Source organism: Saccharopolyspora soli, from assembly GCF_022678645.1.
Taxonomy (GTDB): domain Bacteria; phylum Actinomycetota; class Actinomycetes; order Mycobacteriales; family Pseudonocardiaceae; genus Saccharopolyspora; species Saccharopolyspora soli.
Window position 1 is genome coordinate 119,067 of sequence record NZ_JALBWV010000011.1, and the last position, 25,136, is coordinate 144,202.

General features: G+C 68.9%; 25 protein-coding genes. 17 read left to right on the top strand and 8 right to left on the bottom strand.

What is annotated here, in order from left to right:
- Positions 1 to 70 precede the first annotated feature (70 nt).
- The 11 genes from MOQ72_RS10925 (at position 71) to MOQ72_RS10975 (ending at position 11,365) form a co-directional block, all read left to right on the top strand.
- Positions 71 to 445: a DUF742 domain-containing protein gene (locus tag MOQ72_RS10925; RefSeq protein ID WP_242182646.1), complete on the top strand. Its 375-nt coding sequence runs from the start codon at positions 71 to 73 to the stop codon at positions 443 to 445.
- Positions 426 to 1,031, top strand: a complete 606-nt coding sequence (locus tag MOQ72_RS10930; RefSeq protein ID WP_242182648.1) for a GTP-binding protein — start codon at positions 426 to 428, stop codon at positions 1,029 to 1,031. The genes MOQ72_RS10925 and MOQ72_RS10930 overlap by 20 nt, the downstream gene beginning before the upstream one ends.
- A gap of 54 nt (positions 1,032 to 1,085) precedes the next feature.
- The gene (locus tag MOQ72_RS10935; RefSeq protein ID WP_242182650.1) at positions 1,086 to 1,802 is read left to right on the top strand and encodes a GntR family transcriptional regulator; all 717 of its coding nucleotides are present in this window, start codon (positions 1,086 to 1,088) and stop codon (positions 1,800 to 1,802) included.
- Entirely contained in the window at positions 1,799 to 2,797 is a 999-nt protein-coding gene (locus tag MOQ72_RS10940) for an ADP-ribosylglycohydrolase family protein (protein WP_242182652.1), read from the top strand. The genes MOQ72_RS10935 and MOQ72_RS10940 overlap by 4 nt, the downstream gene beginning before the upstream one ends.
- Before the next feature lie 25 nt (positions 2,798 to 2,822).
- On the top strand, positions 2,823 to 4,265 hold the full coding sequence (locus tag MOQ72_RS10945) for a purine-cytosine permease family protein (RefSeq protein WP_242182654.1): 1,443 nt from the start codon (positions 2,823 to 2,825) through the stop codon (positions 4,263 to 4,265).
- Positions 4,262 to 5,185 (top strand): PfkB family carbohydrate kinase, encoded by a 924-nt coding sequence (locus MOQ72_RS10950; RefSeq protein ID WP_242182656.1) that lies wholly within the window; start codon positions 4,262 to 4,264, stop codon positions 5,183 to 5,185. Before MOQ72_RS10945 ends, MOQ72_RS10950 begins: the two co-directional genes overlap by 4 nt.
- Before the next feature lie 299 nt (positions 5,186 to 5,484).
- Positions 5,485 to 7,014: a flavin monoamine oxidase family protein gene (locus MOQ72_RS10955; RefSeq protein WP_242182658.1), complete on the top strand. Its 1,530-nt coding sequence runs from the start codon at positions 5,485 to 5,487 to the stop codon at positions 7,012 to 7,014.
- Positions 7,015 to 7,097: 83 nt separating this feature from the next.
- A complete protein-coding gene (locus MOQ72_RS10960; protein ID WP_242182660.1) occupies positions 7,098 to 8,696 on the top strand; it encodes a sensor histidine kinase in 1,599 nt (532 codons plus the stop codon).
- A gap of 10 nt (positions 8,697 to 8,706) precedes the next feature.
- Entirely contained in the window at positions 8,707 to 9,369 is a 663-nt protein-coding gene (locus MOQ72_RS10965) for a response regulator (protein WP_242182662.1), read from the top strand.
- Between the two features lie 78 nt (positions 9,370 to 9,447).
- Positions 9,448 to 10,674, top strand: coding sequence for an alpha/beta hydrolase family protein (locus tag MOQ72_RS10970; protein ID WP_242182664.1), 1,227 nt, complete (start codon positions 9,448 to 9,450; stop codon positions 10,672 to 10,674).
- A 43-nt stretch (positions 10,675 to 10,717) separates the two neighbouring features.
- Positions 10,718 to 11,365, top strand: a complete 648-nt coding sequence (locus MOQ72_RS10975; RefSeq protein ID WP_242182666.1) for a DedA family protein — start codon at positions 10,718 to 10,720, stop codon at positions 11,363 to 11,365.
- Positions 11,366 to 11,446: 81 nt separating this feature from the next.
- On the opposite strand, the gene MOQ72_RS10980 is transcribed toward MOQ72_RS10975, so the two are convergent.
- Together MOQ72_RS10980 and MOQ72_RS10985 are read right to left on the bottom strand one after the other, a co-directional pair.
- On the bottom strand, positions 11,447 to 12,394 hold the full coding sequence (locus MOQ72_RS10980) for a zinc-binding dehydrogenase (RefSeq protein WP_242182669.1): 948 nt from the start codon (positions 12,392 to 12,394) through the stop codon (positions 11,447 to 11,449).
- A 196-nt stretch (positions 12,395 to 12,590) separates the two neighbouring features.
- The gene (locus MOQ72_RS10985; protein ID WP_242182670.1) at positions 12,591 to 13,610 is read right to left on the bottom strand and encodes an MDR family NADP-dependent oxidoreductase; all 1,020 of its coding nucleotides are present in this window, start codon (positions 13,608 to 13,610) and stop codon (positions 12,591 to 12,593) included.
- 58 nt (positions 13,611 to 13,668) lie between these two features.
- On the opposite strand from MOQ72_RS10985, the gene MOQ72_RS10990 reads away from it, so the two are divergent.
- Positions 13,669 to 14,025 carry a winged helix-turn-helix transcriptional regulator gene (locus MOQ72_RS10990; RefSeq protein ID WP_242182672.1) on the top strand — a complete coding sequence of 119 codons (357 nt, stop codon included), beginning with the start codon at positions 13,669 to 13,671 and terminating at the stop codon, positions 14,023 to 14,025.
- Between the two features lie 222 nt (positions 14,026 to 14,247).
- On the opposite strand, the gene MOQ72_RS10995 is transcribed toward MOQ72_RS10990, so the two are convergent.
- The gene (locus MOQ72_RS10995; RefSeq protein ID WP_242182674.1) at positions 14,248 to 15,267 is read right to left on the bottom strand and encodes a LacI family DNA-binding transcriptional regulator; all 1,020 of its coding nucleotides are present in this window, start codon (positions 15,265 to 15,267) and stop codon (positions 14,248 to 14,250) included.
- 408 nt (positions 15,268 to 15,675) lie between these two features.
- On the opposite strand from MOQ72_RS10995, the gene MOQ72_RS11000 reads away from it, so the two are divergent.
- Complete coding sequence (locus tag MOQ72_RS11000) at positions 15,676 to 16,629, top strand: NAD(P)-dependent oxidoreductase (RefSeq protein ID WP_242182676.1); 954 nt, start codon at positions 15,676 to 15,678, stop codon at positions 16,627 to 16,629.
- Positions 16,630 to 16,684: 55 nt separating this feature from the next.
- Here the strand turns inward: MOQ72_RS11000 and MOQ72_RS11005 are convergent, their stop codons facing one another.
- The 5 genes from MOQ72_RS11005 to MOQ72_RS11025 form a co-directional block, all read right to left on the bottom strand.
- The gene (locus MOQ72_RS11005; protein WP_242182678.1) at positions 16,685 to 18,775 is read right to left on the bottom strand and encodes a xanthine dehydrogenase family protein molybdopterin-binding subunit; all 2,091 of its coding nucleotides are present in this window, start codon (positions 18,773 to 18,775) and stop codon (positions 16,685 to 16,687) included.
- Positions 18,772 to 19,239 carry a (2Fe-2S)-binding protein gene (locus MOQ72_RS11010; protein WP_242182681.1) on the bottom strand — a complete coding sequence of 156 codons (468 nt, stop codon included), beginning with the start codon at positions 19,237 to 19,239 and terminating at the stop codon, positions 18,772 to 18,774. Before MOQ72_RS11010 ends, MOQ72_RS11005 begins: the two co-directional genes overlap by 4 nt.
- An 84-nt stretch (positions 19,240 to 19,323) precedes the next feature.
- On the bottom strand, positions 19,324 to 19,467 hold the full coding sequence (locus tag MOQ72_RS11015) for a hypothetical protein (RefSeq protein WP_242182683.1): 144 nt from the start codon (positions 19,465 to 19,467) through the stop codon (positions 19,324 to 19,326).
- A gap of 169 nt (positions 19,468 to 19,636) precedes the next feature.
- Positions 19,637 to 20,458, bottom strand: a complete 822-nt coding sequence (locus MOQ72_RS11020) for a lipase family protein (RefSeq protein ID WP_242182685.1) — start codon at positions 20,456 to 20,458, stop codon at positions 19,637 to 19,639.
- A gap of 208 nt (positions 20,459 to 20,666) precedes the next feature.
- Positions 20,667 to 21,839 (bottom strand): M24 family metallopeptidase, encoded by a 1,173-nt coding sequence (locus tag MOQ72_RS11025; protein WP_242182687.1) that lies wholly within the window; start codon positions 21,837 to 21,839, stop codon positions 20,667 to 20,669.
- A gap of 9 nt (positions 21,840 to 21,848) precedes the next feature.
- On the opposite strand from MOQ72_RS11025, the gene MOQ72_RS45145 reads away from it, so the two are divergent.
- The 4 genes from MOQ72_RS45145 to MOQ72_RS11045 all read left to right on the top strand — a co-directional run bounded on the left by MOQ72_RS45145 (position 21,849) and on the right by MOQ72_RS11045 (position 25,101).
- A complete protein-coding gene (locus MOQ72_RS45145) occupies positions 21,849 to 22,367 on the top strand; it encodes a winged helix-turn-helix domain-containing protein (RefSeq protein ID WP_242182689.1) in 519 nt (172 codons plus the stop codon).
- Positions 22,368 to 22,532: 165 nt separating this feature from the next.
- Positions 22,533 to 22,931 (top strand): hypothetical protein, encoded by a 399-nt coding sequence (locus MOQ72_RS11035; protein ID WP_242182691.1) that lies wholly within the window; start codon positions 22,533 to 22,535, stop codon positions 22,929 to 22,931.
- A gap of 260 nt (positions 22,932 to 23,191) precedes the next feature.
- The gene (gene moaA, locus MOQ72_RS11040) at positions 23,192 to 24,217 is read left to right on the top strand and encodes a GTP 3',8-cyclase MoaA (protein ID WP_242182693.1); all 1,026 of its coding nucleotides are present in this window, start codon (positions 23,192 to 23,194) and stop codon (positions 24,215 to 24,217) included.
- Between the two features lie 404 nt (positions 24,218 to 24,621).
- Entirely contained in the window at positions 24,622 to 25,101 is a 480-nt protein-coding gene (locus tag MOQ72_RS11045; protein WP_242182695.1) for an IclR family transcriptional regulator domain-containing protein, read from the top strand.
- The last annotated feature ends 35 nt before the right edge of the window (positions 25,102 to 25,136 follow it).

Here is a 25,136-nt window from a genome sequence, read left to right on the forward strand (position 1 = left end):
CATCGGGAGCAGGGCGCCGGTGCCGCGCTGCGGAAGGGCGAACGCCGATGGGTAGGAAGGCACTGCGGTCGTGAGCGGGGCCCGCCGGAACTGGTACGACGACGAAGCGGGCCCGATGGTGCGGCTGTACGCGATGACCAGGGGACGCGCCCAACCGAATCGCGGACCCCTGGACATCATCGCGCTCGTCGTCGCCAACACGCTGCCCGAGCAGGACATGACGCTCACCCCCGAACAGGCGCGCATCCTCCAGCTGAGCCGGGACCGGCCGGTGTCGGTCGCGGAAATCGCCGCCCAGTCCGACTTGCCGCTGAGCGTCGTCCGGATCCTGCTCACCGATCTGCTCGACGCCGGTCACCTCCGGATCGACCGGCCCACGCCACCGCGCGAACTGCCCAGCGAAGACGTACTGAGGGAAGTGATCAATGGACTCCGCGCGCTCTGACGCCCGGTCGGCGGGCGCCCCGCCCATCGTCGCGCTGAAGATCCTCATCGCCGGTGGTTTCGGCGTCGGCAAGACCACGATGGTCGGTGCGGTCAGCGAAATCCAGCCGTTGCGGACCGAAGAACACCTCACCGAAGCCAGCCTCGGCGTGGATTACACCGACGGTGTGGAGCAGAAGACCACCACGACCGTGGCGATGGATTTCGGCAAGATCACGCTGCACGAACAGTTCGCGCTGTACCTGTTCGGCACGCCCGGACAGGACCGGTTCTGGTTCTTCTGGGACGACATCGCACAGGGCGCGCTCGGTGCTGTCGTGCTCGCTGACACCCGACGCCTGCAGGACTGCTTCGCGGCGGTGGACTACTTCGAGCGCCGCGAGATCCCGTTCATCGTGGCGGTCAACTGCTTCGAGGGCGCGCGGCGGTTCCGGGTCGAACAGGTGTCGGCGGCACTGGATCTCGACCCCGGCACCCCGGTCGTGCTGTGCGACGCACGCGAGCGGTCCTCCGCGAAGGAGGTGCTGATCGCGGTCGTGGAACACGCCAGCCGCACCTACGCCGGACGCCGCTCCGAGGATCACTGACGCTCGAACTCCGGGGTATTGCCAGTCCGGTCCGCACGTTCTACTGTGCTGGACATGTCTGGACAGGTTCGGTTGAAGCATCAGCTGATCGCGGCGGAACTGGCCGCCGACATCCGCGCCGGGCGATTGCGCCACGGCGAGCGGTTGCCCGGTGAGCACGCCTTGGCCACCCGCTTCGCGGTCAGCCGGAACACGGTTCGCCTCGCGCTGTCCGAACTGGGCGATCAGGGATTGATCGCGACGCATTCCGGGAAGGGCTCGTTCGTCGACTTCGACGGTCGGTCGCTGGACGACCGCGCTGGGTGGTCGCACGCGCTCGCCGCGCAGGGCGTCCGCACCGAGGTCAGCGTAGTTCGGCTGGACCTGGTCGAAGATCCGGAACTGGCCGAGCGCATCGGCCTGGACGACGTCGAGTTCGTCGCCGTCGACCGGGTGCGCAAGCTCGTCGGCGCAGCGCCGATCTCCTTCGAGCGCAGCCGCGTTCCGGCAATCGGAGAGCTGCGGAGGCTGCCCGAGATCGGACTGGGGCAGCGGTCGCTGTTCGAGGTGCTGCGCTCGGTGGGCCTGGTGGTCGAGTGCGGTGAGCAGTGGGCGGCGCTGCACCAGCTGCTCCCCGACGAAGCTCGCATGCTCGACCGCGCGCCGGGGAGTTCGGTGCTGCGAACCCGGCGGCTCGGCCGCACCTTCGCGGGCGAGTTCGTCGAGCACGTGGACAGCCTGCTCGACCCCGATCGCTTCCAGCTGCACCAGAGCTTTGGCGGTGACCGGTGAGCATCGAGCAGCGGGCGTGCGGAGCACTGCTGGGCCTGGCCATCGGTGATGCGCTGGGGATGCCCACCCAATCCATGCCGCGCGACGAGATCCTCCGCCGCTACGGCGAATTGACCGGGTTCCTGCCGGGGCCAGCGGACCAGCCGATCGCGCCGAACATGGCCGCGGGCTCGGTCACCGACGACACCGAGCAAGCGATGCTCGTGGCCGACCTGCTCCTGGAAGGTGTTGGCCACATCGACGCGCGCCGCCTCGCGGACCGGTTGCTGGCGTGGGAGCAGGACATGCGTCGTCGGGGTTCGCTCGATCTGCTCGGCCCGTCGACCAAGCGGGCGGTGGACGCCGTTGCCGCGGGCACGCCGGTCGAGGAAACCGGGCGCTTCGGCACGACCAACGGAGCGGCGATGCGGATCGCTCCGGTGGGCGTCGTGGCGCCGGTCGAAGACCTCGGCGCGCTGGTCGATCTCGTCGTCGAGGCGAGCTCGGTGACCCACAGCACGAGCGTGGCGCTGGCCGGTGCCGCTGCGGTGGCGGCGGCGGTCAGCGCAGGCATCGCGGGTGCCGGGGTGGCGGAGGCGGTTCGCCTCGCGGCGGAGGCGGCCACTCTCGCCGTCCACAAGGGACACTGGGTGGCTGCGGGTGACATCGCCACGCGGCTGACGTGGGCACACGGGTTGGTCGAGGCGAGCAACCCTTCGGCCGCCGCCGAACTGATCGAAAAGCTCGTCGGCACCAGCGTGGCGACCCAGGAATCGGTGCCAGCCGTGTTCGCCGTGTTGGCGGTCTGGCCGGACGATCCGTGGCGGGCCTGCCGGTTCGCCGCTTCGCTCGGCGGCGACTGCGACACGATCGCCGCGATGGTCGGCGCGATCGCCGGGGCGTGCCACGGCCGCGCCGCATTCCCGGAAGACGCCATCGGAACTGTCCACGACGTCAACAAGTTGCCCTTCGAACAGACCGCCATCGAACTGCTGAAGCTGCGCCCCACGGGCTAGCTGTCGACACGGAAGGCAGACCGCCATGTCAACCACCTCATCGAGCACCGGGCAGACGAACGCCCTCGGCACCGTGGAGACCCGCGGCATCGAACCGGTGCCGGACGAGGAGCGGCGCGGCAAACCCAGCGAGCTGTTCTGGGTGTGGTTCGCGGCCAACATCTCGATCCTCGGGCTGCCGCTCGGCGCGACGCTGGTCGCCTTCCGCGGGCTGAACCTGTGGCAGGCGCTGCTGGTCGCGGTGATCGGCGCGTTCGGGTCGTTCGCGGTCGTCGGTCTGGTCAGCGTGGCGGGCAAGTGGGGCGGTGCGCCCAGCATGACCCTGTCGCGCGCGGTGTTCGGTCCGTGGGGGAACTGGGGACCAACTTTCATCTCGTGGCTGTCCAGGGTCGGTTGGGAGACGATCAACACCACGACCGCCGCCTACGCGTTGCTCGCGCTGCTGGCGATCGCGTTCGGGGTCGAGGCGAACGCGGTCGTCACCGTGTTGTGCATCTTGGCGTTCGTCGCGTTGACGCTGCTGGTCTCGGGCCTCGGCCACGCCACGATCCTCTGGATCCAGCGCTGGGCGACCTATCTGTTCGGCGCGCTGAACATCCTGGTCGGGGCGTTCCTGGTGGCCAGGGTGGACTGGGCGGCCGTGTTGAGCGCGCCTGCGGCGCCGACCGCCAGCGTGATCGTCGGAATCGGCACGATCGCCGCCGGGACGGGCATCGGTTGGGCCAACGCCGGTGCGGACATGGCCCGGTACCAACCGCGCGGGGTGCGCGGCGGCCGCCTGGTGCTGGCGGCCTCGACCGGGGCCGGTATCCCGCTGGTGCTGCTCATCGGACTCGGTGCGGTGCTGTCGGCGGAGGATCCGTCGCTCGCGTCGGCGGCCGACCCGGTCTCGGCGATCCAGGCCCTGCTACCGGCGTGGATGGCGGTTCCGTACCTGCTCGCGGCGTTCGGCGGGCTGCTGCTGTCCAACCACCTGTCGGTGTATTCGGCCGGTCTCACGATGATCACGCTCGGCCTGCGCACCAGCCGGGTCCTCGCGGTGTCGCTGGACGTCGTGCTGATCCTCGCGGGCGGCATCTACCTGATGCTCATCGCGAAGAACTTCTACGGCCCGTTCATCACCTTCATCTCGCTGCTGGCCGCACCGATCACGGCGTGGGTGGCGGTCTTCGTCGTCGACATGGTCTTCCGCCGGTCCTACGACCACCAAGCGCTGTTGGACACCACGCCGTCGAGCCGGTACTGGTACCGGGGTGGCGTCCGCTGGTCGGCGACGCTGTCCTGGCTGGCCGGGTTCGCGGCCGGACTGCTGTTCACCACCGCGTCCACATCGGACAGCGACGTGTGGTTCGCCGGTCCGCTGTCGGACACCTGGCTCGGCCAGACGGGCCTCGGCTGGGTGGCGGCGTTCGCGGTCGCCGGGATCCTCTACCTCGCACTCAACGCGCGGAAGGCGACGACCCGATGAATCGCTTGGTGCACCTCGGCAACGTGCTGGTCGACCTGGTGATGACTGTGCCGCAACTGCCGCCGCGCGGCGGCGATGTGCTGGCGACGTCCAGCCGGATGATGGCGGGCGGCGGGTTCAACGTGATGGTCGCGGCGGCTCGCCAGGGCATGCACGTCGCCCACGGTGGCCTGCACGGCACGGGTCCGCTGGGCGACCTGGTCCGCAAGCAACTCGACGGCGCCGGGATCGAGTTGCTGCAGGCGGTGCGCACCGATCAGGACACCGGGTACGACGTCGCCCTGGTGGATGCGGAGGGGGAGCGCACGTTCGTCACGAGCTTCGGAGTGGAAGCGACGCTGGGCCGCTCCGATCTCGCCCGAATCACGATTAAGCCTGGAGATTTCGTCTACGTCTCTGGTTACAGCCTGGTGCAACGTTCCAGCGGACCCGCGCTGGCGGAGTGGATGCGGCAACTCGACGCCGGAGTACCGGTCGTCGTCGACCCTGGACCACTGGTCACCGACATCGCCCCCGATGTCCTCGCGGCGACGCTGCGGAGGGCCCACTGGTGGAGCTGCAACCTGCGCGAGGCGACGTTGCTCACCGGACGTGAGGATCCCGCTGAAGCAGCGGTCGAGCTGGTGGGGCGCGGATGCTCCGGCGTCGTGGTGCGCACCGGCCCGGACGGCTGCGTGCTCGCCACCGATGTGCGAAATCCAGTGGAGGTACTCGGCTTCCGGGTGTCCGCGGTGGATACCAACGGTGCTGGCGACGCCCACGTCGGTGCGTTCATCGCCTGCCTGGCCCGCGGGCTCGAACCGGCGGAAGCGGCCCGCTACGCGAACGTGGCCGCCGCGCTGGCGGTGACGAAACCCGGCCCGGCCACCGCACCAACGGCGACCGAGATCGATGACTTCCTCACCCGTCGGGCGGAGTGAAGGGCATTTCGAGTCCAGCGTTGAAGTCTCGCAGGTCCAGATGACATCGTGGTATCCGGGCTGTGAATGGACGCTTCCGGCAGCACGGGTGTCCGCCATGGTATGTCCACAATGGATAGTCGATGGTCCGTCTGAATTACCCGCATTACCAACCGGTACGACACAGCACTGTCACTCGCCCGATCATGGCTGGCATTCAGGCTTCTCCCCGACGATCGACGAGTGGGAGACGCATGACAGCGAACGTGACACGGCGAACCCTGTTAAAATCAATCGGCGTCGCGGGCGGAGCGGGGGTGATGTTCGAGGCGATGCGCGCGCTCGGACTGGTCGCCGCACCGCAGGCGTTGGCCGTGCCCGATTTCCGGTCGCCTTCGGTGGGGGACCTCAACGCGGCCCAGCGCGGCAAGCACGTGGTGATCCTCGGTGCTGGCATCGCGGGCCTGGCCACCGCCTACGAATTCGGCAAGGCGGGCTACCGGTGCACGGTCCTCGAAGCCAAGGACCGGGTCGGTGGACGGAACTGGACCGTGCGCGGCGGCACGAGCGAAACCGACCTCGACGGCCACGCCCAAACCGCGCGGTTCGCCAACGGCCACTACCTCAACGCCGGGCCCGCCCGGTTGCCCCAGTCGCACATCACCTTGGACTACTGCCGCGAGCTGGGGATCCCGATCGAGCCGTTCATCAACCAGAACGCCAATGCGCTGATCTACAACGAGCAGACCGGTGCACCGGTGCAGCAGTACCGGACCGCGAAGGCCGACGTGTACGGCTACGTCTCCGAACTGCTGGCCAAGGCGCTGGACCAGGGTGCACTGGACCAGGAGCTTTCCGCGGCGGACAAGGATCGGCTGCTGACGTTCCTGTCCGGCTTCGGCGCGATCGGTGACAAGGCGGACGGATTCGCCTACCGGGGCACCGATCGGCGTGGCTACCGCGTCGAGCCCGGCGCGGCCGATCAGGCGGGTGAGGTCCTGGGCCCGCCGCCGTCGCTGCGCGAGGTGCTCGCCAGCCAGGTCGGTCGGTACTTCTCGTTCGAGTTCGGCTACGACCAGGCGATGGCGATGTTCCAGCCGGTCGGCGGCATGGATGCCGTCCCGATGGCGTTGCACCGCGCGATCGGGGCGGACAAGATCCGGCTCGGCGCGGAGGTCACCAGGATCACCGACCTGCCGGGGCGCGTCGAAGTCGGCTACCGGGACAAGCGCGGCACCGAACAGCTCGTCACCGCGGACTTCTGCGTCGCGACGCTGCCACCGCACATCATGGCCCGAATTCCCACGAATCTGGATCCACGGGTGGCTGCGGCGTTGCGGTTCCCGACCGTGAACCCGGTGGGCAAGATCGGCCTGGAATACCGCCGCCGCTGGTGGGAGGAAGACGCGCGGATCTACGGCGGCATCACCGAAACCGACATGGACCTGGCGCACATCTGGTACCCGTCGTACGGGTTCCAGGGGCAGCGCGGAGTCGTGGTCGGTTATTACAACACCGGCAAGAACGCCACCACCTACGGTTCGCTCGCTCCGGCCCAGCGCATCGACCGCGCTGTCGCGCAGGGTGCGAAGATCCACGGCGCGACCTACCGCGACGAACTCGTCAGCGCGTTCTCGGTTGCATGGCACCGGACTCCGTTCATCGAGGGCGGCTGGGTCGATTGGCCCTCGCGCACCAGCGGCGAGTACGCGCTGCTCAACCAGCCCGCCGGGCGGGTCTACTTCGCCGGTGACTGGCTGAGCTACTTCATCGCCTGGCAAGCGGGCGCGTTCGACTCCGCCCGATATGCCGTCACCAACATCCACAACCGCGTCAGAGCAGGAGGCTGACGCACTTCCGCATTCGTCCACTGTGGATGCGCTTGGTCCGCGGCGCAGCGCATTAACATGGGCGGATGCTCGGGAGACCGCCGATGGGTGACCGGTCGCTGTCCGCGCTGAGGAAGCGATGGCCAGCGGCCGTGCTGTGGGCGGGGTTGATGGTTCCGCTGGTGCTGGAAGCGATGACTGTCGGCGACGCGGTGCTGCGCTGGGGCGAGCTGATCGCCGGCGGTCTGGTGCTCGGCGCGGCCGTCGTGCTCTTCGACCGCTTCCAGGTAGCGACGCTGGGTCTGTTCGTCGCTGCTGCGATGGTGCTCGCGCTGGTGCTGGAGCCGACCGCCACGCATCCGGGCCGGGTGTGGCCGTTCGTCGCCGCGGCGGTGTTCGGCTACCTCGTCGGGCGTCGGGTGGATCAGGCGCGCTCCGTGCTGTTCTCGCTGGCAATCGTTGTGTTGACAGGGTTACCGGTCAGCGTGCTGGCGGACAGTTCGGTGCGCGGGGGCTTCGGGTTGTTGTTCGGCCTCTACGACTGGTTCGTGTTGGTGCTGGTCCTGCTGGTGGTGGTCGTGTTGCCGTGGCTGGTCGGCCGGTACCGGCGACTGCGGGCGGAACTCGCCGCCGCCGGGTGGGAACGCGCCGCATTGCTGGAACGCCAGCAGCGGCTTGAGGTCGATCAGGCGCGGCTGCGGGAACGCGCCCGGATCGCGCAGGACATGCACGATTCGCTCGGCCACGAGTGGGGCCTCATCGCCCTGCGCGCGGCATCCTTCGAAGTGGCCGCGCACCTCCCGGAACGGCAGCGCGTCCTGGCGGGGGAGTTGCGCGCCAGCGTGGCCGATGCCACCGAGCGGCTGCGGGAGATCATCGGGATGCTGCGGCCGGATGGCGACGCGGCCCCCGATGAGCGGGTCGACATCGCGGCGTTGGTCGAGCGGGCCCTCGACGCGGGTTTGGACGTCAGCTGGGAATCGGCGGAGCCACCGGAGGAACTGCCACCAGCCGTGGAGCGGGCGGCGCATCGCGTGGTCCAGGAAGGGCTGACCAACGCGGCCAAACACGCACCCGGTGCGGCGGTCACCGTCCGGCTTGAGCACCACGCGGACCGCACGGTCGTCACGGTCGCCAACGGACTGCCGACCCGGAAGCCGGACGAGGCCGCAGGCGGCTATGGGCTCGTGGGCTTGGCCGAACGTGTCCGGCTGCTGGGCGGAACGCTCGACGCCGGTCCACAGGACAGCGGATTCGCGCTGGTCGCAACGCTTCCGCACGACGCACGCCCGAACGACCTGCCCGCGGGTACCGAGTTGGTCCGGCAGCGAACCCGAGGCGAGGTGCGGCGCCGCCTGATCGAGGTGATCCGGATGCCGGTGCTGGTGGGTGTCGTCGTCGCAGTGCTTGGAATGGCGCTCTACGCCCTGGTCGGTGCGAACAACACCCTCGACTCGGCGGTGTACGAGCGGATTCCGGTCGGCGCGGCGCGCTCGGACGTCGAGCCGCAGCTGCCCCCGTTCCAGATCCTCGGTGATCCCGAACGTATGCTCCCGGCGCCACCGGAGGGCGCGGAATGCCGACACTACTGGTCGAGTGAACAGCGCGACGACCAGCTCTTCTTCCGGCTCTGCTTCGTGGCGGACCGACTGGTGGTCAAGGAGCCCGTCCCGCGCAGCGCGATCTCGGCGGGCTCGGAGTGAGGAGAACGGCGTGATCCGGGTACTGCTGGCCGATGACGAGCCGCTGACCAGAGCGGGTATTCGGACAGTGCTCGGCGCGGACCCGGAATTCGACGTGGTGGCCGAGGCGGTCGACGGGCGCGAGGCGGTGGAGCTGGTTCAGGCGCACCGCCCGGACGTCGTGCTGCTGGACATCGTGATGCCCAGGCTGGACGGGCTGTCGGCGGCGGCCGAGATCAGCGCGACCGTGCCGGGCACGGGCGTGATCATGCTGACGACGTTCTCCGAGGACGAACACATCGCGCGCGCGTTCAGCGGTGGTGCCAGCGGTTTTCTGCTCAAATCAGGCGATCCGCGCGAGCTGTTCGCCGGTATCCGGGCGGTGGCGGGTGGTGCCGCGTACCTGTCGCCGAAGATCGCGCAGTGGGCCATCAACCAGCTGGGCTCCGGCGGTGATCGGATGTCCGGTGCGGCGCGCGCCCGCCGTCTGGTCGAGTGCCTCACCGCACGCGAGCGGGAGGTGTTGGCGTTGGTCGGCAACGGACTGCCGAACGCGGAGATCGCCCGTCGGCTGCACGTGGTGGAGGGGACGGTGAAGGTGTTCGTCAGCACGATCCTGCGCCGCCTGGAGGTGCCGAACCGGGTGCAGGCCGCGATCATCGCCCACGAGGCGGGCCTGGTCGAACGCGGCTGAACGACTATAACTTTCGACAAGTCCGGTTGGCAGCGTTCGACAGATGTCCGGCGCCGCCGCGGTCACGATCCTGATCGCATGGCAACGAAGAACTGGCGCAAGGCGCTCGTCCCGACGTTGTGCGCGGGTGCGCTGCTCGCCGCGACCGGACTGGTGAGCGCGACTGCCGCGCTCCCGGCCCAGCAACCCGTCGAACTCGCGCTGCCCGAGCCGACCGGCCCCTACCCGGTGGGCACGGTCGACCTGCACCTCGTCGACCACGGCCGCACCGATCCCTGGGCGGAGCAGCCGAACCAGCCGCGCGAACTGATGACCTCGCTGTGGTACCCGGCCCTACCCGTGCCGCACCGGCCCACGACCTCGCACTTCACGCCGGGTGTCGCGGAGTACTACGACCAGAACTCCAGCTCGCTCGGGGTGGAACCGGGCACGGCCGACTTCGCCGGAACCCGCACGCATGCCAAGGCCGATGCCGCCCCGATCCTCGGAAAACGACCGGTGGTGCTGTATTCACCGGGTGGCGGAAACTCGCGCGCACTCGGTACCGCGCTCGTCGAAGACCTCGTCAGCCGGGGTTTCGTCGTGGTCGCCGTCGATCACACCTTCGCCGGTCCGGTGGAGTTCCCCGACCGGATGGAACTCCCGGCAAGCGGCGTGGACATGGCGCAGATGATGCGGGAACGGGTGCGGGACACCGGATTCGTGCTCGACCAGCTCGGTGTGATCGCCTCGGGCGGCAACCCAGACGTGGCGCGACGGCCGCTGCCGCCTGGGATCGGGGCCGCTCTCGATCTGTCGCGGGTGGGCATGTTCGGCCATTCGATGGGCGGTTTCACCACGGCCGAGACCATGCTCACCGACGAGCGGATCGACGCGGGGGCCAACCTCGACGGCAGCATGGACCCCAACTCGGGCGAGGCGGCGGCACGCGGTGTCGACCGTCCGTTCCTCCTGATGGGCGGCGGGACCAGCGGTGCCGACGAGCATCCCCACAACCACCAGCACTCCCCGGACTGGGCCTCGTTCTGGGCGAACTCCACCGGCTGGAAGCGGGACGTCTACCTGCCTGCCGCCGAGCACATGAGCTTCACCGACTCCCAGGTGCTGTTGCCGCAGATCAACCGGGAGCAGCCGGTGCCACCGGAGAAGCTGGCGGGCGCTATCGGAACTGTGGATCCGCAGCGGAGCATCGCGGCGCAGCGCGACTACCTCGGGGCGTTCTTCGGGCTGCAACTGCGCGGGCAGTGGACGGAACTCTTCGACGGCGATTCCCCATCGCATCCTGACGTGCGGTTGATCCCGTGACCGCGTGGTTCGAGGATCCACATAGGACGGACGGGGTTCCGCGATGCTGACCGAACTGCTCGACTGGTTGCAGAGCTTGCCCCCAGCGGGGCTGGTGGTCGGCGCTGGGATCCTGGTGTTCGGCGAGTGCACACTTGGCCTCGGGTTCATCACCCCGGGCGAGACCGGCCTGTTCATCCTGGGCACCACCGCAACCAGTCCGCCCAAGTTCCTGATCATGTGGCTGGTCACCACCGCGTGTGCCGTCGCGGGCGACTCGGTCGGCTACGCGATCGGCCGGAGGTATGGGCCGAGGCTGCGCCAGACGAAGGTCGTGCGACAGCACGGCGCGGCGAGCTGGGACCGGGCAACCGAGTTCCTGCGCCGACGCGGGCCGGTAGCTGTCCTCGTCGCGATCTTCCTGCCGGTGCTGCGGACGCTCGTGCCCGCCGCCGCGGGAGCCTCCGGCGTGCCGTACCGGACGTTCTTGCCAGCGGTGCTGGTGGGTGCCACCGGGTGGTGCGCACTGCACATCGGGATCGGTGCCGCGACCGGCGAGGTCGCACGGCTCGCGGAGGACATCGTCGGCAAGGGCAGCTCGGCCGTGGCCGTTGCGCTCGTGGTGATCGGCGCGGTGGTGGCGTACGTGAAGCGCAAGCGAGCGACCACCGCAACCGAGCCAAGTGAACCGGAGGTCAAAGCGCCCAGTTAGGCGCACGGCTCGGTATTTTCCCGCGCGCCGGGGCAAAGCCGTGTGACAGTGGGTGGCGCCGCACGGCTGAGCGGGAATGGGTCAGGGCACGAGTAGCGCCTTTCCGAGGATGCCGCGGGCTTCGAGCGCGGCGTGCGCTTCAGCGGCCTTCTCCAGTGGGAATATTTGGCCGATGACCGGCCGGATCCGGCCCGCCGCGGCCTCGCGCAGGACGCGTTGTGCCCGATCCAGTCTGTTCGGCTGGAATTCGGTGAGCTGCTCCATGCCGTGCATCGTCACGCCGCGCCGCCGCGCGTCCTCCTGGTCGATCACCGATGTGCCACCGGCGAATCCGTAGTTGGAGAACCGGCCGCCGCGTGCCGTGGTCTCGAACGCGGCCCGCCCCAGCTCACCGCCGACACCGTCGAAAACCACCTGCACGTCGTGCAGCTGATCCGTCCAAGCGGGCGCGCTGTAGTCGACCACCACATCAGCGCCCAGGTCCTTGGCCAGTTCGAGTTTCCGGGAGCCCCGAGCAGCCCCGATGACGTGCGCTCCGGCATTGCGGGCCAGTTGCACCAGCAGGCTGCCGAGCCCGCCCGCGGCCGGTTGCACGAGCACCGACTCACCCTGCCGCAGGTCCACCGCTTCGAAGAGCGCCAGAGCGGTGCTGCCGTCGTGCAGAAGCGCCATCGCCTCGCGAGAACCGAGCGCGTCCGGTATCGGGATCAGCCTCGCCACCTCGGCCACGACCTGTTCGGCGTAGCCGCCGCTGTCGACGTCGGCCAGCACGCGACGGCCGATCCACTGCCCGTCAACGCCTGCCCCGACCGACTCGACCTGCCCAGCCACACCGAGGCCCGGCACATACGGCGGTCGCACGGGGAAAACATCCCCGCCGCGGCCGCTGCGGATCATCGTGTCGACCGACAGCACGCCTGCGGCAGCCACAGCGACGACGACTTCTCCGGGCGCCGCTTCCTTGTCCGGCAAGGTGGTCACCGCAAGCACCTCGGGGCCACCGAACGCCGTCGCCTGCACTGCCCGCATCCCGAACCTCCCACTCCGATGGTCGTTGCGAGCAGGTTCGAACCTCGACTTAACTGGAGATCAACGGCTTGTGCCGCACATCACGACACCCCGAGCGATCCCGGAGGTTGGTCGTGCGGTCGAACTCCCACCGGTTGCGAGACATCGATCCGGAACTGGTGCTCGACGCGCGCTGTCGAGGACCAGTGGTCCGTCCTCATGGGACGGTGACGACCATTTTGCCGATGTTCTCGCCGCGGTACAGACCGCTGATGGCGCCTGGCAGGGCTTCGAGGCCGTGCCGTTCGGTTTCCAGTGGGATCAGCTGCCCGGTTTCGACCCAGTCGACGAGGTGGTCCAGCGCGGCGGGCAGGGCGTCGTGGAACTGCACCGGCGTGTAGCCCTGCAGCGTGAGTCCGTTGGCGAACAACGGTTTGATGTTCACCGTCCACGCGGTGTCGTCGTCGTAGGTGGAGATCAGGCCGCACACGACCACGCGTGCCGGGCGGCGCATCAGGCCCATGACGGTCTGGCTGACCCTGCCTCCGACGGAGTCGAAGTACAGGTCCGGGCCGTCGGGTGCCAGGGCTCGGAGTTGCTCGGCGAGGTCGGGCGCGCGGTAGTCGACCGCGGCGTCGAAGCCGAGGTCTTCGGTGAGGATCTTGCGCTTCTGCTCGGAGCCCGCCAGGCCGATGACCCGGGCGCCGCGGATCCTGGCGATCTGTCCGGCCAGCGAGCCGACGTTGCCCGCGGCTGCCGACACCGCGACGGTCTCCCCGGCGGTGACCTGCCCTGCCTCGATGATGCCGGTGTGGGCGGTCAGGCCGCCGAGCAGTCCGTACACGCCCAGCGCGTGGGACGGTTTGCGGACGCGCGGGTCGAGTTTGGTCAGTCCGATCCAGTCCGTCCGGGGCGGCCACACGGACAGGTCGGCCCACTCGACGAGGCCGACCACCCGGTCGCCCGGCTGGTGGTCGGGGTGGCGGGATTCGACCACTTCGGACACCGCGATGCCGGTCACCGCCTCGCCGAGCGGGACCTGCGGCGCGAAGTAGTTGTCCTGGCCGGTCAGCTGTCCGCGCAACGTGGCGTCGACGGAGAACGCGATCGGGCGCAACAGCATCTCGCCGTCGGTCAGGTCGGGCAGTTCCTTCGTCCTGATGGTGAAGTGCTCGGGTTCGACCCGGCCGGTGGGCAGGTACCGGTTGAGGGAAACGATCCTGGTCGTGCGGGTCATGGCAGCCTCTCGACGGTCGGTCTTGTGCCGCGCTCGACGCTAGATCTACGCTCCCGATGTGGGTAGTACCGACAAAAAAGTAAGTGTTCCGAGCGGGCGGCCGGGATGCTCGATCGACCAGGTCGAGCGGGCGTTGGGCATCCTGGAGGGCCGTTGGAAGCTGCTGATCATCCACCACCTGCTGGTGCGTCAACCCCGCCGCTTTTCCGATCTGGAGCGCGCGATCCCGCGGGTGACGCAGAAGATGCTGATCCAGCAGCTGCGCGCGCTGGAGGCTGACGGGGTGGTCCGCCGCATCGTCTACCCGGAACTGCCGCCGCACGTCGAGTACGAGCTCACCGAGGCCGGGGTGGCGCTGACCCCGGCACTCAACGCCCTCCACGACTGGGCGGCCGATTCCTGCCCCGGCCCGTGATCCACGCAGAGCCAGCAACGCCGCAGCCCGGCGCGGCCTCGACGCGGTTGCCCGCACCGGGTTGCGCGACGTTGCTCACCGACGGATCACCGGTGTAGCCGTCCGGTACCCGGAGTGTCGAACCCTTCGGAAGACCGCCGAATCCGTCGACCAGGACGACCCGGCTACAACGCGGGTGGATGGTGGTCATCGTGCTGGGCGGAGCGGATTTCGAGCGCGCGGTCAGGTTCGCGGTGCGGCGGTTGAGCCGCGGATCACCAGGGACGGGGGTAGCAGGACCACTCGCGTGGGCTGCTCGGGCTCGTTGATCGACTCCAGCAGCATGCGGGCCGCCTCCAGCCCGATCTGGTGGAGCGGCACAGCGACCGTGGTCAGCGGCGGTTGCAGCTTGTCCAGGAACGGCATTCCGTTGAAGCCGACCACGCTGACGTCGTCCGGGCAGGAGATGCCGCGTTCGGCGAACACGTCGTAGCAGCCGAGCGCGATCAGGTCGTTTCCCGCCACCACCGCGGTGAACTCGACGCCCGAGTCGAGCACCGCGCGCAGTGCGCTGGCACCTTGGGGCTCGGTCCAGTAGTCGCACGGGACGATTCGCGCGGGGTCGTCGTCCAGCCCGTGCTCGCGAACAGCGATTTGGAACGCCCGCGCCCGGCCCACCCCGGTGGAGGTGGTCTGCGGGCCCGCGAGGTGGACGATGCGACGGTGCCCGAGGGCGACGAGGTGCTTGACCGCCAAGCCGATTCCCTTGACGTCGTCCGGTGCGACCGAGGGCACGTCGATGTCGTCCGTTCGCCGGTTGACCAGCACCATCTTGACGCTCTGCCGGTGCAGTTCGGCCAGCAGCGGGTGGTCGAGCTGGGCCGTGGCGATGATCAGCCCTTCGGCCTGCCGGGACCGCAGCGAATCGATCCGCGACTGCTCGCGGTCCGGATCGTTGTCGGTGTTCACGATGAGCGCGTTGTAGCCCGCCGGGCCGAGCACGTCCTCGATACCGCGCACGATGGGAGGGAACAGCGGGTTCGTGAGGTCGGGGATGACCAGGCCGACGGTCCGGGACTTCGCGGTCTTCAGGCTCCGGGCGATCGGATTCGGCTGATAGCCCAGCGACTCGGCGGCGCGCAGCACCCGCCGCGCCGTCTTGGCGTTCACCAGGCGCCGGGTGTCCGGGTTCAGCGCGCGGGAAGCCGTCGCGGCGTGCACCCCGGCCGCCTCGGCCACATCTCGGAGCGTTGGTGCCTGCATTGGCGAAATCCTATTGCCCTCGCGGTGCTGAAGGCCGTCAACGCGCCTCCCGACGCGCTGCGCCGAACCCGAGCCGCCCGAGTCCCGTGCTGCGGTCGACCGCCGACGACGCGGACGCCTGAGATCGCGCTGACCGCAATGTCGACTTTACCGGATGCTGCACTCGTTTGCACTTTTCGCCGCGCACAGGTACTGCGAAGGCGACTGGGGTGGGCAAAAGGGCTCGGTACCGGATGGACTGTCGACCGGGAGCCAGTGCGCTTAGCGGAGTCGGCAATTTCACGAGAAATCGTCATCCCATAGCGGTCGAATCCGGGCTGTGCGGCGTTGGGACGGATCCGTGCGCGGTTCGGAATTCGATGGCATCCTGCGCACAGAGACTACAAACGATTGCAAGAGGTGTTTCAAATGAGCAATCCGAAGCCTCCGGGACACGGCCCCTCGGTCGGCTGGGTCGGCACCGGGCGGATGGGCGGCGCGATGGCCGAGCGCCTCGCCACGGCCGGGGTGCGGTTGACGGTCTGGAACCGGACGAAAGCCAAGGCCGAGCCGCTGGCGAAGCACGGCTGCGCGATCGCCGACACGATCTCCCAACTGCGCGGCTGCGATGTGGTGTTCACCATGGTGTCCACCGCGGACGACCTGGAACAGGTGCTGCTCGGCGCGGGCGGGCTGCTCGCGGACGCCGACAACGTGCCCAGAGTGCTGGTGGACTGCTCGACCGTCTCCATCGAGTCGTCGGCTGCCATGCGCGAGGTATGCGCGCAACGGGGTGTCGCCTTCCTGGCCGCGCCGGTCAGCGGCAACGGCAAGGTCGTGCGGGCTGGCGAACTCAGCCTCGTGGTGTCCGGGCCGGAGGAGATCTACGACGCCGTCGCGCCACTGCTGGGGTTCCTCGGCAAGTCGGTGACCTACGTCGGCGACGGCGACCTGGCCAGGCTGGTGAAGATCTGCCACAACCTGTTCCTGGGCGTGGTCACGCAATCGCTCGCCGAGATCACGGTGCTGGCCGAGAAGGGCGGGGTGTCCAGGGCCGCGTTCCTGGACTTCTTGAACAACAGCGTGATGGGCTCGGTCTACACCCGGTACAAGTCGCCCGCCTTCGTGAACCTGGACTACACGCCGACCTTCACGCCGACGCTGCTGCGCAAGGACTTCGATCTGGGGCTCGCCGCCGCCCGGCAACTGGACGTGCCGATGCCGCTGGCCGCCGCGACAGCGCAACTCGTGCAGGCCAGCGTGAGCAGCGGGCGGGTGGACGAGGACTTCGCGATCCTGCTTGACCTGCAGGCGAACAATGCCGCGCTGGCCCTGAAATCCGAGGACGTAGTTGTCGACGACGGACTTGGTGAAGGGAGCTGACCCTGTTCCCAGCACCGGAACTCGTCGTCGCGAACCGCTGTTGAGCTGCGGGCGCTCAGGCGTCCGCCGACTCGATGGCTGCCACCACGGCGTCCCTGGTGATGGGCAGGTCGCGGACCCGGACGCCGATCGCGTCCGCCACCGCATTGGCGATGGCGCCCGCCGTCGGGCCTTGCGCGGCCTCGCCCGCGCCCACGATGGGCGCATCCGGCCTCGGCACGAGCTCGACCTCGATCCGCGGGACCTCGCTGAAGCGCAGGATCGGGTAGCTTTCCCAGTCGTCGCTGGTGATCCGTCGCTTGTCGAAGCGGACCTGCTCCTTCAGCGTCCAACTGGTCGCCTGGGTCGCGCCACCCTCGATCTGGTTGCGCACCCCGCCCGGATTCACGGCGAATCCGACGTCCACGGCGATGGTCAGGTTGCGCACCCGGATGTCGTGCTCCGCCTCGACCTCGGCGACCACGGCGCAGTACGCGCCGCTGCCCTTGTAGCGGGCGAAACCGATTCCGCGACCGATCTCCGCCGGAGCGGGGTCGTGCCATCCGGCTGCGGCTGCGGCGGTCTCCAACACCTGCCTGGCCCGGTCGTCGGTGAGGTGCGCCAGCCGGTATTCCAGCGGATCGCGACCGGCCTCGGCGGCGAGTTCGTCCATGAAGGACTCGATGGCGAAGACGTTCACGAACGCGCCGAGGGAGCGCAGCGCGGAGGACCGGATCGGAGTTTCGAGCAGCCGGTGCGCGGTGATCCGCCGGTTCCCGAGCTGGTATCCGGGAATCGCGTTGCGTGCCGTGCCCGCGGCCGGTAGGGGCGGATCAGTGGCGGCCGGGGCGGGCGTCCCACCTGCCAGGTACGCCCCGGCGAGCAGACCGGGGACACCGGCGTAGCCGGGGCGGGAGATGTGGCCCTGGCTGAAGACGTCGTAGTCCCAGGACTGGATCTGCCCGGTGTCGTCGACGGTCGCCGCGACGTCGACCGCCATCGCCGAGCCGAACGGCGACCAGGCCAGTTCGTCCTGACGGCTCCACAGGACTTGCACCGGGCGGGTGGGCACGGCGCGGGCGAGGAGCACGGCGTCGAAGGCGGCGTCATCGGCCGCGTTGTGGCCGTAGCAGCCCGCGTTGTCGACGTGCTGGACGCAAACCGCTTCGACATCGAGTTCGAGGGTGTCCGCGATCGCCTTCCGCAGCTGGTAGATCCCCTGGCTGTGGCTCCAAACCGACACCGTGCCGTCGGAAGTCCAGCGCGCGACACCGCAACTCGGCGCGATCGAGGCGTGTGCGAGAAACGGCCTGCTGTACTGCGCGCTCAGCCGCTTTCCCGTTGCCGCTGCGGTGTTTTCCTCGATGACCGGGGTCGTCTCGTGCGGCCCGCGCTTGAGGAAGGCGACCAGGTCGTTCTCCTCGGGCAGTTCGGCGGACTCCGCCCAGTTGGCTGCCTGCCGCAATTGCTCGGCGGCGCGCACCACCTCGGCCTCGTCGTCGCCGACCACGCCGAGGAAGGAGCCGTCCCGAACCACCTGCACGTCGGGTGCGACAACGGTGTCGTCCACCTCCAGCAGGCGCGCGCCGGGGGACGGCGGGCGCACCACCCGCCCGAACAGCAGGCCCGGCAGCCGCAGATCGCTGATGAACCGGTCCCGACCGGCGATCTTGTCCGGCAGGTCGAGTCGGTCCACGTCGGTGCCAGCGATGCGCAGGTCGCCGACGGCCTTCGGGGGAATGTCGGTCCGCGCTTCGACGTCGAGGTCAACGCTGCCGGACAACTCGCCGTACGTCGTTCGCCGGGTGCCGTCCGTGGTCTGGATGCGACCATCGGCGACCTCGAGTTCGGCGACGTCCACCTGCCAGCGGCGGGCGGCCTCGGCCAGCAACAGCGCGCGCACGTTGGCGCATACCAGCCGCAGGGTGGGGCCGGACGTGGACATCGAGAGGCTGCCCGCGGTCAGGCCCTCGTCGGGACTTCTTCCGGTCCGCGCGGGCAACATCCGGATCCGTGCCATGCTGAGGTCGAGTTCGTCGGCGGCCAGCTGCCCGAGTGCGGTGAGCACGCCTTGCCCGATTTCGACCTTGCCGACGCGCACCTCCGCGATGCCGTCCGCGGTGATCGTGACCCAGCGGGACAGGACGAGTTCGGACTCAGCGGTCATCGCGCCACGCTCCCGGCTTTCAGCACCGCTTGGACGATGCGTCGGTGCGCACCGCAGCGGCAGAGGTTGCGGTCCAACGCCTCGGTCACGGTCTGCTCGTCCGGGTTCGGCGTGGATTCCAGCAGCGCCGCGGCCCGGACCGCGATTCCCGAGATGCAGAACGCGCATTGGGCGGCCTGCTCGTCGAGCAGCGCCTGCTGCACCGGGTGCAGCTGATCACCTTCCGCGAGGCCTTCGACGGTCACCACGGAGGCGCCTTCGGCGGACCACAGCGGGGTGTCGCAGGACGGCACCACCTGGCCGTCGAGCTGGACGAAGCAGGCGCCGCACATGCCGAGACCACAGCCGAACCGCGAACCCACCAGACCCAGCTGGTTACGCAGGACGGTGAGCAGGGGCGTCTCGGGATCGGCGGTCACCCGCACGGGACGTCCGTTGACGATCAGGGCGAATTGCCTGGGCATGGCTTTCCCCTCGAAGTGCCTGGTCTTGGACCCGGTTGGGGATGGTGCTGCGGCAGGACGAGTCGCGGCCCGCCGACCCCGACATCATTGCAGCGCACCACACCAGAACTGTCCTCCCAGCGCGCCATCCGCAGCCTGCGCAGAAGAAAGCCACTGCATTCGTTTGCGGCAACGACCGCCGGTAATTTCACTCCACGACAGCATCTCGACGGGCGTGCTCCAGCTCACGAAAGTCACCCGAACTGCAATCGATTGCCGCGATTCGATACAACGAGACCGAGATGGTCACCATCGCAAGCACGGCCCCCGCGTCGCACAGCGGAGGGCGTTTTCACGCGAAAACGCCACCTGCCCCGCGTGGCAAGTGGCGATTTCGCGCGAAAACGGCAGGCGCCGGTCAGGAGAGGTTCTTCTCGATCAGTTCCAGGTAGCGGTCGATCTGGTGGTCGCGGATGCCGTCGGCGGCTGGGGCGAACACGTCGCTGGTGAAGCCGGTGAACTTGTCCGCGAGTCCGCTCACCACCGAGACCTTCTCGTGCATGGCGCCGCTGTTGTCGAAGTAACGGACGTCGTGCACGTGGTGGAAGACCGGTTCGGGCGGCAGCTGCGGGACGATGTCGTTGTTGTTGACGAAGCGGAACACCCGCGAGGCGAGCGCCTTGCTGTACGGGTCGGCCAGCAGCCGGTCGCAGGTGCGCGGCTGACCGAACGTGTAGACCCCGTCCGGCAGCAGCGCGGGGTCCTCGAAGAAGATCCGCGCGGAGGCGAGCATGGCCAGCGCGCCGCCGAGGCTGTGGCCGGTGAACCAAAGTGTCTGGTCGTTGTCCCGGAGTCGCTCCACCGCGTCGCGCACCTGCGGGAAGACCGAGTCCAGCGCCCGGCTGAAGCCGAAGTGCACGAATCCGTTGCCCGCCGGACCTGGGGCCGCGAGCGTGTTCGTGTCGGTGAGCCAGTCCTTGATCTTCTTCGGCTCGGTGCCGCGGAACGCGACGATGATCATCCGCTCGCTGCCCGCGGCGAACCCCTGGGTGTCGGAGATCGGGAACGACGCGTCCAGTTCGCCGTGGAAGTACTCGCACCGGTCGAAACCCCACTCCATGGTGGTTTCGCGGATCGTCGGTTCCTCGGCGTAGGCGAGCTTCGCCGCCTTGGCGAGCCAGTAGGCGTGCTGCAGTTGGTAGTCGGTCACCGTGTGGTCGAGTTCGGACAGCGTCGCCATCGTTGGCCTCCGTGAAGAAGTTTCAAGGTCTGCTCCGGCGCGTCCGCGAAGTTGTCATGGGCGCGTTTTCGCAACTATGGCAACGAAAGTTGGGGTGCGCAGGCTCCTGGTCACCTGAAGGGATGGCCGCTTTGATCCTGTTCAGCGACAGATTTCGAACGACCACTGATCACGCCGAGGCGGCCTCGGGACGTCCACGATCCCTTCGTCAGCGGATGGTGGTGAGTTCGCGCGGGGTGGTGGTGAGCAGTTCGGCACCGGCCTCGGTGACCAGTGCGGTGTCGGAGATGACGTGCCCGACCGGTCGCGTCACCCACGACATCAGGTGGAAGGTCATGCCGGGCTGGATCGCCACGTCGCCGCGCGGCCGGATGCCGAGCACTTCGCCGCCACCGACCCAGCTGGGCGGGAAGCCGATCCCCACGAGGTAGCCGCAGTGGTGCCGCGGCGATTCGTCCGGCGACGCACCGTCGGAAACGGCGCGTTGCCACGCCGCGTACACCTGACCGGTGCGCGCGCCCGGTTCCAGCGCGTCGCGGGCGGCGACGAGCCCGGCCAGCGCTGCTTCGGCCGCTTCGTTGGCCCCGGCTGGCGCTTCGCCGATGTAGACGGTGCGGCTCTGCGGCGCGTGGTAGCGGTGCACGCTGGCCGACAGTTCGACGAACACGCCCTGTCCCGCCGAGAAGGTGTCGTCGTTCCAGGAGACGTGCTCCTGGTCCAGGACGGTCGTGGGCCGGATGAGCGGCGGGAACCCCGGTGGCTGGCCACCAGCGGCGATCATGGTCCGGTACACCTCGGCGGCCACTTCCCGCGCGGCAACACCCGGTCGCAGCATGCCGATCCCGGTGGAGATCGCGAGATCGGAGATCACCGCGCAGCGTCGTACGCAGTCGATCTCCACCGCCGACTTGACCGCCCGCTGGGCGGCCAGCAACGCCGACGCGGAGGTCCACCGCATCCGGGGCAACCGCGTGCGGATCGCATCGGCGATCGCGGGTGGGAAGAACATCGACTCCTCGTCCAGCGCTACGGCCGCATCGCCGTCGGCGACGTTTCCGAGCACGGTGGCGACAGCCGCGGCCGGTGACTCCCCATCGCCGAAGGTCACGTGGTGGCACCACGGGGTCTGCGCGCGGATCGTCGGTCGCTCCATGTCGCGGGTGACCAGCGTCAGCGGTCCGGATTCGGGCAGCATGAGGAGCGTGAACCCGAAGTAGCCGAGGTGGTCCAGCCCGGTGAGGTAGTAGATGTTCTCCGGGCTGGTCAGCGCGACGGCGGTGAGGCCCTCGGCGCGCATGCGCTGCCGGAGCGCGCGAATCCGCTGGGAGTACGCGCATCCGTCGGCCGAGGACTCTGCCGGGGAAGGTGCGTATGCAGTCACAAGCGCAGCGTGCCGTTCCCGCAAGATGAGCACAATTCCTGCTGGCGGCAATACTCCCGCGAGACGGCCGGAGACCTCGCCCCGATGAAGCCCCGAGCCCGATTCCGACCGAAACCGTTCGACCCGGAGGAGTTGATCGCCAGGATCCGCGCTGTGCTGCGGCGCACCGCCGGATCCGCGCAGCCGCGGACGATGCGGGTGGCGGACCTGGAACTGGACGTCGACGGTCACCAGGCGCTGCGATCCGGCGAGCCGGTGCGGTTGTCGCCGACGGAGTTCCGGCTGCTTCGGTACCTGATGCTCAACGCCGGTCGAGTGGTCTCCAAGCGCCAGATCCTCGAACAGGTGTGGCAGTACGACTTCGGCGGTGACCCGAGCATCGTCGACACCTACATCAGCTATCTGCGCCGCGAGCTCGACACCACCGAGCCCAAGCTCATCCACACGGTGCACGGGGTCGGTGCCGATTTCGCGCGAAATCGTTTCGTGCACCACGGCAGCGAAGATCAGGATCTGAGAGTTCTCTGAGTGTCTGGCGACGATTGTGGCTGCTGGGCGAGCTGGATCCGGAGTGTTCGGCGGGCGTCCTCAGAGGTCTCCCAGAACCTCTCCGAGATCGCTCATCCGGCACGGCCAGCCTGGGGCTTCGACCGGTCGACCAGACCGGCTCCGCGAAGCGGAGAAAGGGAACTCATGCGCATCAGCAACGCTCGACGGGCAGGCATCGTCGCCGGACTCGCCCTGGTCCCCGCAGTCGCCTTCGGCGCCGTCGCGAACGCCGACCCAGCCGCTCCGTCCCCGGCACCGTCGGCCGCCCGCCAGCACGTGGCCGAACACGGGGTGGCGGCCACCCGGAGCGGTGTGATCAGCAGCGTCGTGACCAGGGAGATCCGGGGCCACCAGGTGACCATCATCGAGCTCGCCGACCAGGACCGTGCGGTGAAGTGGGTCGTCTCACCCCGGAAAACAGTCATCGAGGACGGCGAGCCGGTTCCGGCCAGCGGGCTAACCAAGGGCGACAACGTGACCGTCACCGGCAAGGTGCTGCCCAAGCGCGGGGTCGGTTCGGCGCGCGAGGTCGTCATCCACTGAGCACTCGGCCAGGGCCGGTCAGCTCACCGAGGAGCTGACCGGCCCTGGCCGCACAGGAAATCCGAACAGTCCCACGTGGATGCTGAAAACGCAGATGAATGTCCATAAAGGACATGAGAATCGTGTGCTGCATGGTGCGGCGACGTCCCGAACCAGCTCGGTGCGTTGCGGCAGCTCAGGGGCGCGGATGTGGTGGTTGCCACCCGGCCGCACCGGTAGCACCATCGACGGTAGGGCGTCGCGACGCGCCGGAGGTGGCGATGCGGGACTCGGAGCGTGCCGGACCGGACAGGTTCGGCCGATGGATGCGGGATCTGCGGATCTCGGTGACGGATCGGTGCAATTTCCGCTGCCGCTACTGCATGCCCCGGGAGGTCTTCGGCGCCGATCATGCGTTCCTGGACCGCGCTGAGCTGCTGACCTTCGAGGAGATCACCAGGCTGGTGCGCGCCTTCTCCCGCCAGGGCGTCCGGAAGATCCGGTTGACCGGCGGCGAACCCCTGCTGCGCCGCCAGTTGGAGAAGCTGGTCGCGATGCTGACCGGGGTCGACGGGATCGATGACGTCGCCCTGACCACCAACGCCTCGCTGCTGGCGGCCAAGGCGCAGCCGCTGCGCGACGCGGGCCTGTCGCGCGTGACGGTCAGCCTGGACTCGCTGGACCAGGACCGGTTCGCGCGGATCAGCGACACCCGCGTGCCGCTGGCGGAGGTGCTGCGCGGCATCGCCGCTGCCGACCAGGTGGGCCTGACCCCGATCAAGGTCAACACCGTGGTCAAGCGCGGCATGAACGACGGTGCGGATATCCTCGAACTGGCCGAGTTCGGCCGCGAGCACGGCTACGTCGTGCGGTTCATCGAGTACATGGACGTCGGTACCACCAACGGATGGCGGATGTCCGACGTCGTCCCCGCCCGCGAAATCGTCGAACGCCTGCACGCCGCGTGGCCGGTGGCCCCGGTGGACCCCGATTACCCCGGCGAAGTCGCCCAGCGCTACCGGTACCTGGACGGCCGTGGTGAGGTCGGCATCATCGCCTCGGTGACCGAACCGTTCTGCCGCACGTGCACGCGGGCCCGCCTGTCGGCGCAGGGCGAGCTGTTTACCTGCCTGTTCGCCGCCCGTGGACACGACCTGCGGGCGCTGGTGCGCGGCGAGGTCGACGACGCCGAGCTGGAGCGCCGCATCGAGGCGATCTGGGGCCGCCGCACCGACCGGTATTCGGAACTGCGCACTGCCGAAACCACCAACCGACCCAAGGTCGAGATGTCCTACATCGGCGGCTGACGACGAGCGACGGACGGTGCCATGGCCCAGGCCGAGATCCGAACACCGTTGACGCTCATCGGAGTCCACTTCGACCTTCCGCCTGCCGAGCACTGGAGCCGCCGGTGGTCTGCCTGGTGGCGAGCGATCTCGTTGGCGTCGGTCCGGGAATTCGGCCTTCCCCGGTGGACCGCCTTGCTGAATCCGGCCATCATCCTCGCCTTTCCCAACTCCGCGGCCTCGGAGGAGCCTGGCGGGCCGCGTGGAACTGCGGAGAGCTTAGAAAACGGCTCGCGGGCCACCAGTACCGGGTGTTCGACAATGTCGAACGCCTATCCGGGCAGCCACCCATCTGCTGAGTTCGCCCTGATCAGCGGGGGTCCTCGATTGTCCAACGGGCTCGTCACGGACTAGATTCGGTGAGCATGCCGGGTCCTGTTCAGTCGATTGAGCGGGCGGCCGCGATGCTCCGCCTGCTCGCTCGCACGGCGGGCTGTCTCGGGGTCGGTGAGGTCGCGGATTCCCTTACGTTCCTGCCATTGCACGCCACCGCGTTGGGCAAGGTGCTGCTGGCATCCGATCCCGCTCTCGCGGCTTCCGCAGTCGCCAACGGACTGGACTCGCGGACCCGTCGCACGATCACCACGCCGGGCGTGCTGGCCGAGGCGCTCCGCCGGGTCCGCGACGTCGGCTGGGCCTCGGAATTCGAGGAGTTCGTGCCGGGGACGGCGAGCGTGGCCGCGCCGATCCGCGGTTGCGGTGGCCTGGTCGTCGGCGCTGTGGGTGTGTCCGGTGCGCCGGAGCGGATCTGCGGTTCCGGGCAACGGCCGAAGCCCGCGCTGGTCAGCCAGGTGCGGGAGACGGCGGGCGCGATTTCCCGCGATCTCGGAACGCGCGGATTCTGACAACTGGATCTCGAAGCGGCAGACAACGCGAGTTC